Source organism: Mumia sp. ZJ430, assembly GCF_011751845.1.
Taxonomy (GTDB): Bacteria; Actinomycetota; Actinomycetes; order Propionibacteriales; family Nocardioidaceae; genus Mumia.
Window position 1 is genome coordinate 216704 of sequence record NZ_JAAHFK010000001.1, and the last position, 18859, is coordinate 235562.

Below are 18859 nucleotides of genomic sequence, written 5' to 3' on the forward strand. Positions count from 1 at the left end.
GCCATCTCCTCAGGGGTCTTTGTTTCACGTGAAACAGGCGGTCGCTGCCAACCGACCGGGGTGCGCAGGACGTCGTCTGAGAGAGCATCCGTCTTGGGTGACCACCACGGGTAACCGAGCCCGTGCGCGATGTGGAGGATTGGCATCTAACCCGCCTTGTCGATGATGACGATGGTCGTGGGCGTCTCGACGACTCCCTCACCGTACGACGCGACTCGTGGGTTTGTCCCACCCGCCGCGCGGATTGTGGAGAGTGACTCCTCGATCTCTGCCTCGGCCGCCGACCCCTTGATCGCGCGCATCTGGCCGCCGGGCCGCACCAGCGGCATCGACCAACGGACGAGCTTCCCCAAGGAAGCGACGGCCCGTGATGTCACGATGTCGTACCGCTCCTTGATCTCCTCTGCGCGGCCACGACGGACCTCCACATGGCTGAGACCGAGCTCGTCGACGACCTCGGACAAGAAGGTGGTTCGTCGCAGGAGGGGTTCGATGAGCGTGATCTTGACGTCTGGACGCATGATCGCCCACACCAGACCGGGCAGACCCGCACCGCTTCCCACATCAGCGATCGAAGCGCCGGCGGGGAGATCCGTCGCGGGCAGTGCGCAGTTGACCACGTGGCGGGTCCAGATGCGCGGGACCTCGCGTGGGCCAATCAGACCGCGGACGACGCCGTCAGTCGAAAGAAGGTCTACATAGCGCCGAGCCAGATCGAGGCGACCGCCGAATACGGCGGCCGCCTCGGGTGGTGGCGATGTTTCACGTGAAACATCCATGAGTGAACGTCACCCAGGAAGGATGACGACGCGACGATTGGGCTCCTGGCCCTCCGACTCGCTCGTCAGGCCAGCAGCAGCAACGGCGTCGTGGACGACCTTCCGCTCGAACGGCGACATCGGGTCGAGTCGAAGCTCCTGACCGGAGTCTCGGACCCGAGAGATGCTCTCCTCGGCAAGTCGCGTGAGGACGTCACGACGCCGTGCGCGGAACCCGTCCACATCCAGCATCAGGCGGCTCCGCTCACCGGTCTCGCGGTAGACCGCCAGCCTCGTCAGCTCCTGAAGAGCCTCGAGGACTTCGCCGTCTCGACCGACGAGTGTCCCCAGGTCGCCGCCGACGAGGGACACCGACGCTCGGTTGCCCTCGACGTCCATATCGAGATCGCCATCGAGATCAGCGATGTCGAGGAGCTCCTCAAGGAAGTCCGCCGCGATATCACCCTCGTTCTCAAGGCGCGCGACGCGCTTGCTCCGTGAACCCTCGTCCTCAGGCGCGTCATCGACCTCGGGATCTGCATCGAGGACGGCGTCGTCCGGCTCCGTGGCCGGGGCATTCGTGTCGTGTGACGTCTCAGTCACCGCTTCCACCTCCCTCTCCGGACCCGGAGTCCGAGGAGTCATCGTTCTTCGCTGAAGAGTCGGGGCCGGAGGTCCGACCCTGACCGCGGGGAGCACTCCCCTTCTTGCGCTGCTCTCGTGTCTTCTTCTTGGGCTGCTGACGACGCGGTGCATCGGACGGCTTCTCCGTGACCTCCGGAAGTGGCTCTTCCTTCAGCTTGCCGTGCCGCTTGTCGCGCTCACGCTTCGCCTCGAACGCAGGCGTGCCAGGCGCCGGGTTGTTGCGGATGACGTAGAACTGCTGACCCATCGTCCACGCGTTCGATGTCGTCCAGTAGAGCAGGACACCCACCGGGAAGGCGATGCCGCCGATGGCGAACACGAACGGGAGCACATAGAGAAGGAGCTTCTGCTGCTGGGCGTACGGACCGGACAGCGCGTCCTTCGGCATGTTCTTCATCATCAGCTGGCGCTGGGTGAGGAAGGTGGTCGCCGTCATCAGGACGACGAGGATCGCCGTGACGATCTTGATGTGGACGTTGTCGTCGGTGAACCGGCTCGCGATCTGCACGCCGAGGAAGGTCGCGTTCTGGATCGACTCAGCCTGGCTGTCGGTGAGGACACCGTAGGCGTTGCCGCGGGCAGCGTGGTCGATCACCCGGAAGAGCGCAAAGAAGATCGGCATCTGCAAGATGAGCGGCAGACACGAAGCAAACGGGTTCGTGTTGGCCTCACGGAACAGCTTCATCTGCTCCTGGGCCATACGCTCACGGTCATGGCCGTACTTCTTCTGCAGCTCACGGATCTTGGGCTGCAGCATCTGCATGTTGCGGCTCGCCTTGATCTGCTTCACGAACAGCGGGATGAGCAGCATCCGGATCGTGATCGTCAGACCGATGATGGACAGTGCCCACGTCCAGCCAGAGTCGGGGTCCATCCCGATCTCACTGAGCAGCCAGTGCCACGCCACCATGATCGCCGAGACCACGTAGTACAGCGGCTGCATGATGGTGTCGAAGAAGTTGCCGATCGCGTCGAACATCAAACCCCTCGCGGTGGAGTCGGGGAAGATCCGCCTGCTGCGGATCGGGGGGGAACGGGGTCGTAGCCGCCGGCGGCCCACGGATGGCACCGACCGATACGTCGCACTGCCATCCAGCTGCCTCGCATCGCACCGTGCTCCTCGACCGCGCCGAGCGCGTACGCCGAGCACGACGGGTAGTAGCGGCACACCTGCCCGTACAACGGGCTGATGGCGAACCGGTACGCCTTCAAGAGGCCGATCAGGATGGACTTCATGTCAGGAGGTCGTCCTCGGCTGGTGCAAGCGATCAAGGACGAGATCGAGATCGTGCCCAAGGTCGACACTCGAGCGACGTGCGGCAGGAGGCAGCGCACGCAGCACGACATCGGAACCTTCGGGCAACGCGCTCAGACGTGCGGACATCAAGGCACGCAGACGGCGCTTGACGGTGTTGCGTGTGACCGCGTTGCCGACCTGCTTGCCGACCACGAACGCGACCCGCGACGGATCACCCTCCGACCGGGCCCCCAAACGACCATGGGCGAGGACGGTGCGGGATCCCGCACGGCGTCCTCGCCTGATGGTTGTCCGAATGTCGTCGCTCGTGCGCAGGCGATGGGCTGCGCTCAGCACCGCACGGCCAGCACGGCTCAGGCCGACAGACGCGCGCGGCCCTTGCGACGACGATCCCCCAGGATCGCGCGGCCGGCGCGCGTACGCATCCGCAGGCGGAAGCCGTGCTTGCGCGCGCGGCGGCGGTTGTTCGGCTGGAAGGTGCGCTTCGTCACGGGAGTGCTCCCCATCGTGTCGTGTCTGCGACCGCAGGCAATCGCGGTCATCGGTACTGGACGGTCTCTGGCTCGACGGCCACCGCCCGCCGACGTACGCGCGCGATTGCGACCCGTACGTAGGCATGCGGCAGGTGTCGAGAACCCTCGACCTCTCAACGGTACGTGGTCGCTCCACAGCGGGTCAAACCGGCCTTACACCCGTGACGCCCCACACGTCCAGGACACGCGCCGGGAACCCCCGGTTGCACCATGATCGGTACCCTGTGGACAATCGGTTGCCGCTGACCATTCGTGCTGTTAGCGTCCCCGAAATACCACGATATCCACAGGGCACGCCATCGGCGTGGAATGCCGCGACATCACTGGGATCACGGGGATCTCATCACGGGGAGCAGTAAGTCCACAGATTGTGGATAACGATGTGGACGTACCGCGCCCCCCAGGGAGCCGGAGATTGGGGCCAACATGAGTGATGACCAGCCGACGCCGCCCTCGGAGGTGATCGACAGCGCAACGCTCCACCGCCGTTGGAACGCGATCACCGAGATCCTCCCCGTCACCACACGGGCATGGGTGACGAGCTCTGTCCCGATCACGCTCCACGAGAACACCCTCCTCGTCGGGGTCCCCAACGACTTCACGCGGACCCAGATGGAGGTACGCCTGAGGCCGCAGCTCGAGCAGGCACTGTCGGACTCCTTCGGGCGGCCGATCCGGATCGCGGTCACGGTCGATCCCAACGTGCTCCCCGCCGCCACGGAGAAGGCCGACAACCTCGAAGAAATTGACTTGTCGACAAGTCGAGATGGCGTTAACTCGACTTCTGACGGCGTGGGGGTACCTGCCGCCGACCCGGTGTCCGCTCCAGGGCACACCGCCGACGTCCGCGCCCCCGCGTCGTCCGCGGCGCACGACGACGGCGCGCCGGTGAACTTCGACGCTTCACCGGCCTTCGTCCCCACGACGAGCCAGGCACGCCCTCCGCACCACGTCCGGGCAGCCGAGACGCGACTCAACCCGCGCTACCACTTCGAGAACTTCGTCATCGGCTCGTCCAACCGCTTCGCGCACGCGGCCGCCGTCGCTGTCGCCGAGGCGCCGGGGCGCGCCTACAACCCGCTGATGATCTACGGCGAGTCCGGGCTCGGCAAGACGCACCTCCTGCACGCGATCGGACACTACGTCCGCAGCCTGTACGCGAACGCGCGTGTGCGCTACGTGAGCACCGAAGAGTTCACGAACGACTTCATCAACGCCATCCGTGACGACCGGATGCCCGCGCTGCAGCGGCGCTACCGCGACACGGACGTCCTCCTCATCGACGACATCCAGTTCCTCGAGGGCAAGATCCAGACCCAAGAGGAGTTCTTCCACACGTTCAACACCCTTCACGGCTCCAACAAGCAGATCGTGATCACCTCGGACCGGCCGCCCCGTGGGCTCGAGTCGCTCGAGGACAGGCTCCGCAGCCGGTTCGAGTGGGGCCTCACGACGGACGTCCAGCCGCCCGACCTCGAGACCCGCATCGCGATCCTCAGCAAGAAGGCCGAGATCGAGAAGCTCACAGTCCCGCCTGAGGTGCTCGAGTTCATCGCCAGTCGGATCCAGACCAACATCCGCGAGCTCGAGGGCGCCCTGATCCGGGCGACGGCCTTCGCGAGCCTGAACCACCAGGCAGTCGATCTGCCGTTGGCCGAGATCGTCCTGAAGGACCTCATCCCCGAGGGTGGAGAGCCTGAGATCACCGCCGGCCTGATCATCGCCCAGACGGCCTCCTACCTCGAGTACTCGATCGAGGAGATCTGCGGAGCGAGCCGCTCCCGGGGACTCGTCCAGGCGCGCCAGATCGCGATGTACCTCTGCCGCGAGCTCACCGAGCTCTCGCTGCCCAAGATCGGGCAGCACTTCGGTGGCCGAGACCACACGACCGTCATGCACGCCGATCGCAAGATCCGCACCCTGATGGCCGAACGCCGACAGGTCTTCAACCACGTCACCGAGCTCACGAACCGCATCAAGCAGCAGGCTCGCCAGGTGGGCTGAGCGGGACCTTCAGCGGCCCCGCACGCGCTCCTCAGACCCCCAAAAGGGGCGGTACGACACCCGTCGTACCGCCCCTTTTGTTGTGATTCACGACTACCCACATCTGGGGATACACCTGGGGAAAACACCCCAACTTCATCCACAAGCCCCCGCCGTCCCGTGCACGACCTGGGGAGCGCGAGTCCGTCCTCCACCGCGTCGCACAGCGAACGGGTCGGTTGTCCACATCGCGTGAACATTGCCATTCAGTTGCTGACCTGCACTGACTCGAGTTGTCCACTCCGTCAACAGCCCCTACTACTGAGATGAGAACTACAAGATCTCCTCATTCGTTCGAAGTCATCCACAGGCCAAACCTGGGGATGACGAATGACAACCTCCCTGACTGGTCGCCCGAGCCAGAGCCGTGGCAGGATTCCAGGAAACATGTCATTCCCCGGCCGCTCCCACGGCCGGCCACACCCGTCCGGAGGCACATCGCTGTGAAGTTCCGCATCGACCGCGACGCCTTGGCCGACGCAGTCGCCTGGACGGCCCGGAGCCTGCCGACTCGGCCGACCGTTCCCGTGCTCGCCGGCCTCATGGTCGAGAGCACCGACGGCGGCATCGCGCTGTCGAGCTTCGACTACGAGACCTCCGCCCGCTCCACCGTCGACGCCGACGTCGCCGACGATGGCCGGGCCCTCGTGTCCGGTCGGCTTCTCGCCGACATCTGCAAGTCGCTCCCCTCGCGTCCGGTCGACGTCTCGGTCGACGGCACCAAGGTCTCGCTGGTGTGCGGCAGCAGCCGGTTCAGCCTCCAGACGATGCCCGTCGAGGACTACCCCCAGCTGCCGGCGATGCCGACGGCGTCAGGCACGGTGAGCTCGGACGACTTCGCAACCGCCGTCGCGCAGGCCGTGGCCGCCGCTGGGCGCGACGACGTCCTCCAGCTCCTCACCGGGGTCCGCATCGAGCTTGCCGGGTCGACGATCTCGCTGCTGGCCACCGACCGGTTCCGGGCGAGCCTCCGCGAGCTCTCGTGGTTCCCCGAGAACCCGGACACCTCCGCGACAGCCGTCGTCCCGGCGCGCTCGCTCTCCGAGATCGCGAAGTCCTTCACGTCCGGCGGCGAGCTGACGATGGCCGTCGCCACGGGTGAGCAGGGCCCCGGCCTCATCGGCTTCGAGGGCTCCACGGCCAGCGGCACCCGCCGCACGACCACCCGGATGCTCGAAGGTGAGTTCCCCAAGGTGCGTCAGCTGTTCGCCGCCAACGCCCAGACCATCGCGTTCGTGGGCCGCCAGGACCTCATCGACGCCGTCCGCCGAGTCTCGCTCGTCGCCGAGCGCAACACTCCGGTGCGCCTGACGTTCTCCGACGGGCAGGTCCTCCTCGAGTCCGGCAGCGGGGACGACGCCCAGGCGCAGGAGACGCTGCAGGCGCAGGTCGACGGCGACGACATTGTGGTCGGCTTCAACCCGACGTTCCTCCTCGAGGGCCTGCAGGTCATGACCGACCCCGCCGTCCACCTCGCCTTCACCCAGGCGAGCCGCCCCGCGACGCTCGCGGGCGTGCAGGAACTGGGCGGGGAGCCCGACATGTCCTTCCGGTACCTCATCATGCCGATGCGCCTGCCGGGCTGACGTCCGCTCGTCACCCCTGTCGCCACCATCTCGCCCGGACACGACTCCAAGGAGTGCCATGGACATCGGACTGATCGGCCTCGGCAAGATGGGCGGCAACATGCGCGAGCGCATGCGGCGAGGGGGCATCAACGTCGTCGGGTACGACCGCAACCCCGACCTTGCCGACGTCTCCTCGCTTGGTGCACTTGTCGAAGCCCTTCCCGCTCCGCGGGTCGTGTGGGTCATGGTCCCGGCCGGCGCCGCCACGCACGAGACGGTCGCCCAGCTACGTGACCTGCTCTCAGCGGGCGACGTCGTGGTCGACGGCGGCAACTCGCGCTGGACCGACGACCTCCGCCATGCCGCTGAGCTGGCCGAAAAGGGCATCGGGTTCGTCGACTGCGGAGTCAGCGGCGGCGTCTGGGGTCTGGAGGAGGGCTACGCCCTGATGGTCGGCGGTGCGCCCGACGACATCGCCAAGGTCACCCCGGCGTTCGACGCCCTGCGACCCAGCCCGACCAGCGGCTACGTGCGCGCAGGTGGGGTGGGCGCCGGTCACTTCTCCAAGATGGTTCACAACGGCATCGAGTACGCGATGATGCAGGCGTACGCGGAGGGTTACGAGCTGCTCGAGAAGGTCGACCTCGTCGACGACGTCACCGAGGTGTTCGCCTCGTGGCGCGAGGGCACGGTCGTCCGCTCCTGGCTCCTCGACCTGATGGTCAAGGCGCTCCAGGAGGACCCGGGCCTCGCGCATATCCGCGGCTACGCGGAAGACTCGGGTGAGGGACGCTGGACCGTCGAGGCCGCGATCGACAACGCGGTGCCGGTGCCGGCGATCACCGCAGCGTTGTTCGCCCGGTTCGTGTCGCGCCAGGACGACTCGCCCGCCATGAAGGCGATCGCCGCGATGCGCAACCAGTTCGGCGGCCACGCGGTGAAGTCGGAGTAGCCACCGCACCGTGCACGTCACCCACCTCTCCCTGCACGACTTCCGCTCCTATGTCGAGCTCGAGCTCACGCTCGAACCCGGCGCCTCCGCCTTCATCGGTGCGAACGGTCAGGGCAAGACCAACCTCGTCGAGGCGATCGACTACCTCGCGACGCTGGGCTCGCACCGGGTCGCGAGCGATGCGCCACTCGTCCGGATCGGCGCCGACCGCGCGGTCGTCCGCGCGAGCGTCGTGCGCGATGACCGGTCTGCGCTGCTGGAGATCGAGATCACGCCCGGGCGCTCGAACCGCGCACGCGTGAACCGAGGTCCGCTCCCCCGCCCGCGTGACCTCCTCGGATGGCTCCGCTCGGTCGTGTTCTCACCCGAAGACCTCACGTTGGTCAAGGGCGACCCGAGCGACCGCCGCCATTTCCTCGACGCGCTCCTGGTTCTGCGTTCACCGCGGTTCGCCGGGGTTCGGGCGGACTACGACCGGGCACTGCGCCAGCGCAACTCGCTGCTCAAGTCCGCACGGCACGCCGGCCGCGGTGCGAACCTCGACACGCTCGACATCTGGGACGGTCAGCTCGCCACGTACGGGGGTGAGCTGCTGGCCGCACGGCTCGCGCTGCTCGACGCCCTCGGTCCGTACCTCGCCGACGCCTACCGCGCGGTCGCGGCGTCTGCGGCGGCTGAGCGTACGGAGGCCACGACCGCGTACAAGCCCTCCTTCGAGCTCCCCGAGACCCTGGACCGCGACGTCCTCCGTGAGGCGATGGCCGAGGAGATGGTGCGGCGCCGACGCGACGAGCTCGACCGCGGGGTCAGCCTCGTTGGCCCGCACCGCGACGACGTCGTCCTGTCTCTCGGGAGCATGCCCGCCAAGGGGTACGCGAGCCACGGTGAGTCGTGGTCATACGCACTGGCGCTGCGACTGGCTTCGTACGACCTCTTGCGCGCAGACGGCGACGACCCGATCCTGATCCTCGACGACGTGTTCGCCGAGCTCGACCGGGACCGGCGCGCTCACCTTGCCGACAGGGTCGCCGGCGCCGAGCAGGTGCTGGTGACCGCGGCTGTCGCAGAGGACGTGCCCGCGGGCCTGCGAGGGCGTCGGTACGACGTGGCGGCAGGCGAGGTCAGGATGGACGAGGAGGTGGCTGATGAGTAAGGAACCCGTCGACCCCGGTGAGCGCACACCCGTCGAGCCTGTCGAGCCTGCGGCAGACCATCAGACCGACGGCATCGAGCTGGCTCGCAGCATCGCACGTGCGTACCGTTCGGTCGGTCCCGCCGCCTCGCGCTCATCGACGCCACGCCGACGCCGACGCCGACGCACCATCCCGAGCGTGAGCGGCGCTCACCCCGACGACCGCGACCCCCAGACCCTGGAGTCGACGCTCGACCGGCTCGTGACCGAGCACGGCTGGGACACCGAGGTTGCGGTCCACGGCTTGTTCGGGCGGTGGAGCGAGATCGTGGGCGCGGAAGTCGCCGAGCACTGCCGGCCCGACCGTTATGCCGACGGGCAGCTCTGGGTGAATGCGGACTCGACGGCGTGGGCGACACAGTTGCGGATGCTCGCTCCCAACGTGGTCGGCAAGCTCAACGAGCGGCTCGGCGACGGCACCGTCACGCGGATCAACGTCCGCGGACCCCAAGGCCCGAGCTGGGCGAAGGGTTCACTGAGGGTGAAGGGCCGCGGGCCGCGCGACACCTACGGGTGAGTGGCGCGCCTCAGCGCGCGAAGACCGACGAGATCCGGTCGAAGACCGCCACGACCAGGGCGACCGCGATGCCGATGATCACCATCACGCCTGCGGCTGGCCCGACGCCGTCCCAGCCCCCGTATGGGCGCACGCCGATGAACAGCAGGACAGCGCCGGCAGCGACGGCTCCGATCAGCCCCCACCCCAGCGAGGCGAAGAACCCGCCGGTCGGCGGGCCGCTGCGGCGCAGTGCGAGCACGAAGACGGCGCCCGCGCCCCAGAGAAGTCCGACGGCGAGTGCCGCGACGACATCGGACGGGCGGTGCCACCCGGCGACGACGGTCGAGACGCCGGTGAGGACGACGGCGGCCGAGCCGAGCATCGTGACTAGGCCGCGGAGGGCCGCCGGCGCGACCAGCAGCGCTGCGATGACGAGCGAGATCGCGGCGGTGGTGTGACCGCTGGGAAGGCTGTTGACGTGCCAGCCGTACCCGTGGTCGGGCCGGTCGAGGACAGCGTGCTTGAGCACCTGGGTCGTGATGTTGGCGCCTGCGACGACGATCACCGCGGCGAATGCTGCGGCGAACCGCTGCCGCAGCACCGCCATCGTCATCAGGACGACCATGGCGATCGCCATCGTGCCGATGGAGAGGTAGCCGAGGACGGACAGGAGCTGGTCGAGGGCGTCGCGGCGCGCATACACGGCCTCCATCGCCCGCTGGTCGAGACGCTGCCCGCGGGGGTTCTCGATGAGATAGGACACCATCAGCACGAGTGCGGCGAACGACACCACGAGGAGTCCGAACGCCGACGCCAGCGTCCGTCCGCGATAAAGCCTCTGCCCCGCGGACGGCGCACGAGCAACCGTCGAAGATGCCATGTCCCCCACCTTGCCTCATCGCGCAACAGCGATCGACACCGTCTCGACCGTCCGCGACACAGAAGCCCCGTACAGGCGTTCGAGTGGGGACGGGGCGCATACGGGGCATCGTCGGCGGGGTCCCGATCCGTCACAGAGGGCACCTGAGCCCTCTCAGAGGCTTCCGGGCTTCGTCGCGCCCTCACGGGAGGACGCTGTCGGCTCGTGTGGCGCGCTCTACCGGCTACACTGGACCAGTTGTGTCCCGGCTGTTCTCGCCGCCCCGGCGACCATGCAGGTCGGGACGCCTGCGAGTTCGCGACCTGAGTTCTCGAGACGATGGAGGCCATCCACCTGTGAGCGAGTCGATCCCCACCCCCGAGACCCGCCCGACAGACTCGGGGTCCTCGTACGACGCCGGAGACATCCAGGTTCTCGAAGGCCTCGATGCCGTCCGCAAGCGGCCCGGCATGTACATCGGGTCCACCGGTGAGCGCGGTCTGCACCACCTGGTCTACGAGGTCGTCGACAACTCGGTCGACGAGGCCCTCGCCGGCCAATGCGACACCATCGAGATCACCCTCCTGTCCGACGGCGGTATCAAGGTCGTCGACAACGGTCGAGGCATCCCGGTGAAGGACCACCCCATCGAGAAGATCCCGACGCTGACGCTGGTCCTGACCTCGCTGCACGCCGGCGGCAAGTTTGGTGGGAGCGGCTACAAGGTGTCCGGTGGCCTGCACGGCGTCGGTGTCTCGGTGGTCAACGCGCTCTCGACCAAGCTGTACGCGGAGGTTCGTCGCGAGGGTCACGTCTGGCGTCAGTCCTTCACGTACGGCGTGCCTGACGGCCCGCTCGAGCGCGGCGAGGCCACGGAGGAGACCGGCACGACGATCACCTTCTACGCCAGCGACGAGATCTTCGAGACCACGACGTACTCGTTCGAGACGCTCACGACCCGCTTCCGTGAGATGGCCTTCCTCAACAAGAGCCTCGAGATCGTGGTCCGCGACGAGCGCCCTGCGGCCGGCGAGGTCGCCGAGGCCCTCCAGAGCGCAGAGGCGGCGCACGACATCACCCCCGCCGACAGCGCGACCGGCGGCACGGACGAAGGCGCGATGGAGCGTCGCTTCAAGTACGAAGACGGCCTGATCGACTACATCCACCACATCAACACGGGCAACCGCAGCCCGCTCAACCGCGAGGTCATCGCGTTCGAGTCCGAGAACCCGGACGCCGGGCTGAGCCTCGAGCTCGCGATGCAGTGGAACGTCTCGTTCTCGGAGTCGGTCCACACCTTCGCCAACACGATCAACACCCACGAGGGCGGCACCCACGAGGAGGGCTTCCGTGCGGCGCTGACCTACACGGTCAACAAGTTCGCCGAGGACCAGGGCCTGATCAAGAAGAAGGAGGACCGCCTCTCGGGTGACGACATCCGCGAGGGGCTGGCCGCCATCATCTCGATCAAGCTCTCTGAGCCGCAGTTCGAGGGTCAGACCAAGACCAAGCTCGGCAACACTGAGGCCCGGTCGTACGTCCAGACGGTCACCAACGATCACCTCGGTGCATGGTTCGAGCAGAACCCGGCCGAGGGCAAGATCATCGTGCGCAAGAGCATCGACGCGGCGACCGCGCGGATGGCGGCCCGCAAGGCGCGCGATCTCGCCCGCAACCGCAAGAGCCTGCTGGGCGGCGCGGGCCTGCCGGGCAAGCTCGCCGACTGCTCCTCGCGCAACCCGGAGGAGTGCGAGCTGTTCGTGGTGGAGGGCAACTCCGCCGGCGGCTCGGCCAAGGGCGGGCGCGACCCGCGGATCCAGGCGATCCTCCCGCTGCGCGGCAAGATCCTCAACGTCGAGAAGGCGAGGATCGACAAGATCCTCCAGAACGCCGAGGTCCAGGCCATCATCTCCGCGCTCGGCACGGGCGTCACCGACGACTTCGACATCGACAAGCTGCGCTATCACAAGATCGTGCTGATGGCCGACGCCGACGTGGACGGCCAGCACATCTCGACACTGCTGCTCACGCTGCTGTTCCGCTTCATGAAGCCTCTGATCGACGGCGGGTACGTCTACCTGGCGCAGCCGCCGCTGTTCAAGATCAAGTGGTCCAACACTGCCCCCGAGCTGGCCTACTCCGACCGGGAGCGCGACGCGCTGCTCGCCGCCGGCAAGGAGGCGGGCAAACGCCTGCCCAAGGAAGCCCCGGTCCAGCGCTACAAGGGTCTGGGTGAGATGAACGACCACGAGCTCTGGGAGACCACGATGGATCCGGAGCAGCGGATCCTGCGCCAGGTCACGCTCGACGACGCCGCCAACGCCGACGAGGTCTTCACCGTGCTGATGGGTGAGGACGTCGAGCAGCGTCGCGCGTTCATCCAGCGCAACGCCAAGGACGTCCGGTTCCTTGATATCTGACGTGGCCTCGACATCTGACACGTGGCGCCACGCATCGTTTCACGTGAATCCACAGACTGACCCGTACGACGAAGGAAACCTTTCGTGACCGAGACACCCACGCCACCGGAGCGGATCGAGCGCGTCGAGCTGCAGACCGAGATGCAGCGGTCCTACATCGACTACGCGATGAGCGTCATCGTCGCGCGCGCCCTCCCGGACGTCCGGGACGGGCTCAAGCCGGTGCACCGCCGCGTGCTGTACGCGATGTACGACGGTGGCTACCGCCCCGACCGTGGCTTCAGCAAGTGCTCACGCATCGTCGGTGACGTCATGGGTCAGTACCACCCGCACGGCGACACCGCGATCTATGACACCCTCGTCCGCCTTGCCCAGCCGTGGGTGCTTCGCTACCCGATGGTCGCGGGCCAGGGCAACTTCGGTTCGCCGGGCAACGACGACGCAGCAGCGATGCGGTACACCGAGTGCCGGCTGGCGCCGATCGCGATGGAGATGGTGCGCGACATCGAAGAGGAGACCGTCGACTTCACGCCCAACTACGACGGTCGCTCGCTCGAGCCGACGGTCCTGCCCGCGCGGATCCCCAACCTGCTGGTCAACGGCTCGGCCGGCATCGCGGTCGGCATGGCGACGAACATCCCCCCGCACAACCTCCGTGAGGTCGCCGACGGGGCCATCTGGGCTCTCGAGCACCCCGACGCCTCGCGTGAGGAGCTCCTGGACGCGCTGATGGAGCGCATCAAGGGCCCTGACTTCCCCAGCAAGGCCCTCATCGTCGGAACCAAGGGCATCGAGGACGTCTATCGGACCGGCCGCGGGTCGGTCCCGATGCGCGCGGTCGTCGACATCGAGGAGGACGCCAAGGGCAAGATCTCCCTCGTCGTCAAGGAGCTCCCCTACCAGGTCAACCCCGACAACCTGCTCCAGAAGATCGCCGACCTGGTCAACACGGGTCGTGTCCAGGGCATCTCGGACGTTCGTGACGAGTCGAGCTCCCGCGTCGGTCGGCGCCTGGTGGTCGAGCTCAAGCGCGATGCGATCGCGCGGGTCGTCCTCAACAACCTCTACAAGCACACCGAGCTGCAGACCAACTTCTCGGCGAACATGCTCGCGCTCGTCGACTCGGTGCCGCGCACGCTCACGCTCGACCAGTTCATCTCGAACTGGGTCGAGCACCAGGTCGAGGTCCTCAGGCGCCGCACCGAGTACCGCCTCCGCAAGGCCGAAGAGCGGGCCCACATCTTGCGCGGCCTGGTCAAGGCGCTCGACATGCTCGACGAGGTCATCGCCCTCATCCGCCGTAGCCAGACGGTCGAGGACGCCCGCGACGGCCTGACCGGTCTGCTCGAGATCGACGAGATCCAGGCACGGGCGATCCTCGAAATGCAGCTGCGGCGCCTGGCAGCCCTCGAGCGCCAGAAGATCATTGACGAGCTCGCCGAGATCGAGGCCGAGATCGCCGACTACAAGGACATCCTCGCCAACATCACGCGCCAACGCTCCATCGTGGCCGAGGAGCTCACCGCGATCGTCGAGAAGTACGGCGACGACCGTCGTACGCGCATCATCCCCGCCGACGGCGACCTGTCGATGGAGGACCTGATTCCCGACGAGGACGTGGTCGTCACGATCACCCGCGGTGGGTACGTCAAGCGCACCAAGACCGACCTCTACCGAGTCCAGCGCCGTGGCGGCAAGGGCGTACGAGGGGCGACGCTGCGCGGCGACGACGTGGTCGACCACCTGTTCTCCACGACGACGCACCAGTGGATCCTCTTCTTCACGACCGCGGGCAGGGTCTACCGCGAGAAGGCGTACAACCTTCCCGAGGCGGGGCGTGATGCCAAGGGCGGTCACGTCGCGGGTCTGCTGCAGTTCCAGCCCGACGAGCAGATCGCGCAGGTGCTGGCGATCCGCGACTACGAGCAGTCGCCCTACCTCGTGCTGGCCACCAAGAACGGCCTGGTCAAGAAGACGCGCCTCGCGGACTACAACAGCCCGCGTCAGGCCGGCGTCATCGCGATCAACTTCCGTGACCCCGACGACGAGCTGGTCGGAGCGGAGCTCGTCGGCCCCGACGACGACTTGGTGCTGTTCTCACGCCGTGCGCAGTCGATCCGGTTCACCGCCGACGACGAGACCCTTCGGCCGATGGGCCGCGCCACCTCAGGTGTCACCGGCATGAAGTTCCGTGACTCTGACGAGCTCCTCTCGATGGCGGTGATCCGCAGCGATGCCGACGAGGACGACCAGTACGTCTTCACTGCCACCAACGGCGGCTATGCCAAGAAGACCGCGGTCGCGCAGTACCGCGTCCAGGGTCGCGGGGGTCTCGGCATCAAGGCGATGAAGCTTCAGGACGAGCGCGGGGCGCTGGTCGGTGCCCTCGTCGTGGACGATGATGACGAGATCATCGCGATCAAGGCCAGTGGTCAGGTCACCCGGTCGCGTGTGGCTGACGTCACTCAGACCGGACGTGACACCATGGGCGTGAAGTTCGTCGGTGTGAAGGGGGACGACGAAGTGGTTGCCCTTGCGCGGAATGAGGAGAACTCTTCACTGTTGGATACAGTCGACGAGTCCGACGCCGAGGAGATGGTTGAGGCAATGGAGCCAGAGACCACGACCCCCGACGCCCAGGAGGAAGAATGACGGACCGCAAGCCGAACCCCGCGGCTCCGCAGCGGCCGAGGCAGAGTGAGCCCGACACGAGCGCCGTCAACGGCGGCCCGCGGCGACCTGCCCAGCCGACTCCGGGGAGCCTGAACGGGGGGCAGTCGAGCGCGAAGCCGTCCGAGGCCACCCCGCCCGCGTCGCCTGGCGCCCAGCCGAGGCCGAACGGGCAGAAGCCGTCGCAGCCGCCGCAGCAACCGCAGCAACCACAGGGCGCCTCGCAGCGTCCGGCACCCTCGCCCCCGGCGCGTCCGGGCACGCCGGTGACGCGTGACCGGCAGGCCTCCAACGGTCAGCCTGCTCAGCCGTCTCGACCGACGGCGCCCGCCGCGTCACCGACGCCGCCGTCTGCGCCGGCCGCAGGGGCTGCACAGCAGCAGAAGCAGTCGGCGCCCGCCAAGGACGCCCCGGCAGTCAAGCCTGCGTCCCCGGCGTCCACCGCACCGGCCACGGCAAAGCCCGCCCAGGATGCGTCGGCAAAGCCTGTGTCGCCTGCTGCGAAGCCGGCGCCGGCATCGACCGGCTCGTCGACCGCCAAGCCCCCGGTGCCGACAGCCGGCTCGATCGCAGAGGCTGAGGCCCGCGCGACCGAGACCAAGCGCCAGCCGACGGTCTCCAAGCCGACGGTCGCTCCGGTCGACACGGAGGCGCGCCCCCGCAAGCGCCGTCCGAAGCCGTACGAGGACTCCCCCAAGGACGAGTCCAAGAATGCCTCGACTGCACCGTCGCGCAAGGCGCGCTTGCGCGTCTACCGGGTCGACCCGTGGTCGGTCATGAAGATGTCATTCGCACTCGCGATCGCCGTCGGCATCGTCACGGTCGTGGCAGTCGTCCTGGTGTGGGCAGTGCTCGGCGCCGCCGGTGTGTGGGACGCGATCAACCAGAGCGTCGCCACCGTCCTCAACGACAACGCCGACGCTTTCGACATCAGCGAGTACGTCGGGTTCGGACGGATCATCGGCCTCACCATCGTGATCGCCGCGATCGACGTCATCCTGATCACCGCACTCGCGACCGTTGGAGCGTTCCTCTACAACCTCGCCGCGCAGCTGCTCGGCGGGCTCGAGGTCACGCTGGCCGAGGACGACTGAGCCTGCACAGCCTGGCGGCCTACCCCGGTTTGGGTACGCCGCCAGGCACCAGGTAAAGTCTCCGTCGGCTCACCGGTTCGGTGAGAACGGGCCTATAGCTCAGCTTGGTTAGAGCGCTTCCCTGATAAGGAAGAGGTCACAGGTTCAAGTCCTGTTAGGCCCACGTACCCCACCCAGAGGAGAATCTGATGAAGAAGCTCGTGATCGCCGCCATCGCCGCAGCAGGTCTCTTCGCGGTGGTCAACAAGAAGAAGAAGGCCGGCCGCAACGGTCAGCAGCTCTGGGCCGAGTCGACCGACAAGGTCTGACCCACTGCCGGGCGCCCCGCGCCCGCAGTTTGCGGGGCTGTGGCGCAATTGGTAGCGCACCTGCTTTGCAAGCAGGGGGTTAGGGGTTCGAGTCCCCTCAGCTCCACCGCATAATCTCTCGTTGGATCGACGACAGGCCGGACCCTCCAGGGTCCGGCCTGCGTACTTTTGCCGACCGCCGAGTTGCCGGTCGTCACACCCCCGCTCATGCTGGAAGGCACCGACCGAGCTCGCTGGCCACGGTCAGCGGGTGCCAAGGACAGGGGCCATCGACGTGTGCACCGGCATCAGATTCAACGACGAGAGCGGCAACCTCTATCTCGCCCGGAACCTCGACTGGACGAGCGGCTACGGGGAGCGAGTGGTCGTGACACCCAAGGGGTACGACCTGAAGTCGCCGTTCGGGGCGGTGTCGAACATCCTGCATGCGACCATCGGGATGGGCATCGTCGAGGAGGGCACGCCGCTCTACTTCGACTGCGGCAACGATGCGGGCCTGGCCGTGGCGGGACTGAACTTCCCGGGATATGCGGCCTACGCACCGGAGCCTGTCGAGGGCGCGACCAACGTCGCTGCGTACGAGTTCCCGCTCTGGGTGGCCTCGCAGTTCGCGACCGTCGACGAGGCCGCCGCAGCGCTCGAGAATGTCGTCATCGTCGACAAGCCGATCAACGAGAAGTATCCGAGCTCGATGCTGCACTGGTTCATCGGCGACGCGGATCGCGCCATCGTGGTGGAGCACACGAGCGACGGCATGCACGTCTTCGATGACGACGTCGACGTCCTGACCAACCAGCCCGGGTTCGCCTGGCACCACGAGAACCTGCGCAACTACCTCAACGCTTCGCCCGAGTTCCCCAAGGAGCTCGTGCTCGGCAGAGCCCACCTCACCCCGTTCGGCTCGGGGTCGCACATGCGAGGGATCCCCGGCGACTACTACTCACCCTCCAGGTTCGTGCGTGCGGCGTACGTCAACGAGCACTACCCGGACAAGGCGAGCGAGGAGGAGAACGTCAGCCGCGCGTTCCACACCCTGCAGCAGGTCGCGATGGTGGACGGCGGCGCCGTGATGGGCGGCTCGGGCGAGTTCGAGAAGACGATCTACACGGGGCTCTTCTCGTCGAGGACTGCGACCTACTACTGGAACACGTACGACGACCCGACGATCCGCAGCGTCAGGATGGCGGACCACTCACCTGACGGGACGGACCTCGCCCTCGTCTAGCGCGACGCGCGTCGTCTCAGGCGACGATCGGCAGGAGGTCCGGCCGCTTGGCGGCGCGGCCGTCCCCGGACGACCGGCCCGTGAGGCGACGCCCGAGCCACGGACCGAGGTGCGTGCCGTACCAGGCCGCCTCGATCTCGGCCCGCTCCCTCAGTCCACGTCGGAGCGGTGGGGGCAGCGGCGCCCGCCACGAGTTGTCGGTGTCCGGCAGCCCAGCTGTCGCGGCCATCGCACGGGCGAGGAGCGCATGGCCGTCGGGGTTGAGGTGGAGGCGGTCGTCGGCCCAGACACGGGAGTCGCCGGCGGAGGGGACGGTCGCGATGTCGAGCACGTGTGCGCCGTGGCGCGCGGCGACCGTACGAAACCCCCTGTTGAGGTCCGTGATCCGCCCGCGGACGAGACGGCCGACGGGCGAGACCGCGGCCAGGTCCGGAAAGGTCATCAGGAGGACATCCGCTCCCTGCCGTCGCAGCGCACCCACCATCGCCTCGATGTGGCCGATGATCGCGTCGGCGCTGAACCGCGGGCGGATGAGGTCATTCATGGCGACCACGAGACTCACGAGATCCGGGTCGAGCGCGAGGGCGGGCTCGAGCTGCTCGGCATGAACCTCGTGCGTGACCTTGCCCCGTACGGCGAGGTTGGCGTAGGACGCTCCCGGGACCGCCTGCGCGAGGAGCGTGGCGAAGCGGTCCGCCCAGCCCTGCGGACTGCCGTCGGCGTACGGGGTGTCGCCGATCCCCTCTGTCGTGCTGTCACCGAGGGCCACGAAGCGCTGGTAGGTCACCATCGCCCCAGGATACCGCGGGACCTAGTCAACAAAGTGAGTACGCGC

18 protein-coding genes and 2 tRNA genes are annotated in these 18859 nt (G+C 67.5%); 12 read left to right on the forward strand and 8 right to left on the reverse strand.

Translation table 11 applies throughout. From position 1 onward, the window contains the following. Window positions 1-146 precede the first annotated feature (146 nt). From rsmG to rpmH, 6 genes are all read right to left on the reverse strand, one after another. Window positions 147-779: a 16S rRNA (guanine(527)-N(7))-methyltransferase RsmG gene (gene rsmG, locus HCT63_RS01080; protein WP_167000726.1), complete on the reverse strand. Its 633-nt coding sequence runs from the start codon at window positions 777-779 to the stop codon at window positions 147-149. 9 nt (window positions 780-788) lie between these two features. After that, window positions 789-1217 carry a R3H domain-containing nucleic acid-binding protein gene (locus HCT63_RS01085; RefSeq protein ID WP_243842907.1) on the reverse strand — a complete coding sequence of 143 codons (429 nt, stop codon included), beginning with the start codon at window positions 1215-1217 and terminating at the stop codon, window positions 789-791. A gap of 136 nt (window positions 1218-1353) precedes the next feature. Continuing rightward, window positions 1354-2382, reverse strand: coding sequence for a membrane protein insertase YidC (yidC, locus tag HCT63_RS01090; protein ID WP_167000728.1), 1029 nt, complete (start codon window positions 2380-2382; stop codon window positions 1354-1356). Further along, window positions 2382-2639 (reverse strand): membrane protein insertion efficiency factor YidD, encoded by a 258-nt coding sequence (gene yidD, locus HCT63_RS01095; RefSeq protein ID WP_167000730.1) that lies wholly within the window; start codon window positions 2637-2639, stop codon window positions 2382-2384. Before yidD ends, yidC begins: the two co-directional genes overlap by 1 nt. A 1-nt stretch (window position 2640) precedes the next feature. Continuing rightward, window positions 2641-2997 carry a ribonuclease P protein component gene (gene rnpA, locus HCT63_RS01100; protein WP_167000732.1) on the reverse strand — a complete coding sequence of 119 codons (357 nt, stop codon included), beginning with the start codon at window positions 2995-2997 and terminating at the stop codon, window positions 2641-2643. Window positions 2998-3014: 17 nt separating this feature from the next. Next, window positions 3015-3152 carry a 50S ribosomal protein L34 gene (rpmH, locus tag HCT63_RS01105; RefSeq protein WP_182397207.1) on the reverse strand — a complete coding sequence of 46 codons (138 nt, stop codon included), beginning with the start codon at window positions 3150-3152 and terminating at the stop codon, window positions 3015-3017. Window positions 3153-3620: 468 nt separating this feature from the next. Between rpmH and dnaA the strand changes: the two genes are divergently transcribed. The 5 genes from dnaA (at window position 3621) to HCT63_RS01130 (ending at window position 9466) form a co-directional block, all read left to right on the forward strand. Next, window positions 3621-5198, forward strand: coding sequence for a chromosomal replication initiator protein DnaA (gene dnaA, locus HCT63_RS01110; protein ID WP_167000736.1), 1578 nt, complete (start codon window positions 3621-3623; stop codon window positions 5196-5198). Between the two features lie 482 nt (window positions 5199-5680). Next, complete coding sequence (gene dnaN, locus HCT63_RS01115; protein WP_167000738.1) at window positions 5681-6823, forward strand: DNA polymerase III subunit beta; 1143 nt, start codon at window positions 5681-5683, stop codon at window positions 6821-6823. A gap of 16 nt (window positions 6824-6839) precedes the next feature. Further along, complete coding sequence (gene gnd, locus HCT63_RS01120) at window positions 6840-7757, forward strand: phosphogluconate dehydrogenase (NAD(+)-dependent, decarboxylating) (protein ID WP_347877918.1); 918 nt, start codon at window positions 6840-6842, stop codon at window positions 7755-7757. Window positions 7758-7767: 10 nt separating this feature from the next. After that, entirely contained in the window at window positions 7768-8910 is a 1143-nt protein-coding gene (recF, locus tag HCT63_RS01125; protein ID WP_167000742.1) for a DNA replication/repair protein RecF, read from the forward strand. Next, a complete protein-coding gene (locus HCT63_RS01130; RefSeq protein WP_167000744.1) occupies window positions 8903-9466 on the forward strand; it encodes a DciA family protein in 564 nt (187 codons plus the stop codon). Before recF ends, HCT63_RS01130 begins: the two co-directional genes overlap by 8 nt. Window positions 9467-9476: 10 nt before the next feature. Here the strand turns inward: HCT63_RS01130 and HCT63_RS01135 are convergent, their stop codons facing one another. Beyond that, window positions 9477-10328 carry a phosphatase PAP2 family protein gene (locus tag HCT63_RS01135; RefSeq protein ID WP_167000746.1) on the reverse strand — a complete coding sequence of 284 codons (852 nt, stop codon included), beginning with the start codon at window positions 10326-10328 and terminating at the stop codon, window positions 9477-9479. 335 nt (window positions 10329-10663) lie between these two features. On the opposite strand from HCT63_RS01135, the gene gyrB reads away from it, so the two are divergent. From gyrB to bsh, 7 genes are all read left to right on the forward strand, one after another. Further along, the gene (gene gyrB, locus HCT63_RS01140; protein ID WP_279587718.1) at window positions 10664-12727 is read left to right on the forward strand and encodes a DNA topoisomerase (ATP-hydrolyzing) subunit B; all 2064 of its coding nucleotides are present in this window, start codon (window positions 10664-10666) and stop codon (window positions 12725-12727) included. Between the two features lie 84 nt (window positions 12728-12811). Continuing rightward, window positions 12812-15379: a DNA gyrase subunit A gene (gene gyrA / locus HCT63_RS01145; RefSeq protein ID WP_167000748.1), complete on the forward strand. Its 2568-nt coding sequence runs from the start codon at window positions 12812-12814 to the stop codon at window positions 15377-15379. Beyond that, a complete protein-coding gene (locus tag HCT63_RS20625) occupies window positions 15376-16491 on the forward strand; it encodes a DUF3566 domain-containing protein (RefSeq protein WP_167000750.1) in 1116 nt (371 codons plus the stop codon). Before gyrA ends, HCT63_RS20625 begins: the two co-directional genes overlap by 4 nt. Window positions 16492-16579: 88 nt before the next feature. Beyond that, window positions 16580-16654 (forward strand) — tRNA-Ile (locus HCT63_RS01155). A gap of 25 nt (window positions 16655-16679) precedes the next feature. After that, complete coding sequence (locus tag HCT63_RS20330) at window positions 16680-16799, forward strand: DLW-39 family protein (protein WP_243842835.1); 120 nt, start codon at window positions 16680-16682, stop codon at window positions 16797-16799. 33 nt (window positions 16800-16832) lie between these two features. Beyond that, window positions 16833-16905, forward strand: a tRNA-Ala gene (locus HCT63_RS01160). A 144-nt stretch (window positions 16906-17049) separates the two neighbouring features. Then, entirely contained in the window at window positions 17050-18024 is a 975-nt protein-coding gene (bsh, locus tag HCT63_RS01165; RefSeq protein ID WP_208322211.1) for a choloylglycine hydrolase, read from the forward strand. 16 nt (window positions 18025-18040) lie between these two features. Here bsh and HCT63_RS01170 read toward each other — a convergent pair whose 3' ends face one another. Continuing rightward, window positions 18041-18814, reverse strand: coding sequence for an SGNH/GDSL hydrolase family protein (locus HCT63_RS01170; RefSeq protein WP_167000752.1), 774 nt, complete (start codon window positions 18812-18814; stop codon window positions 18041-18043). Window positions 18815-18859: the final 45 nt, after the last annotated feature.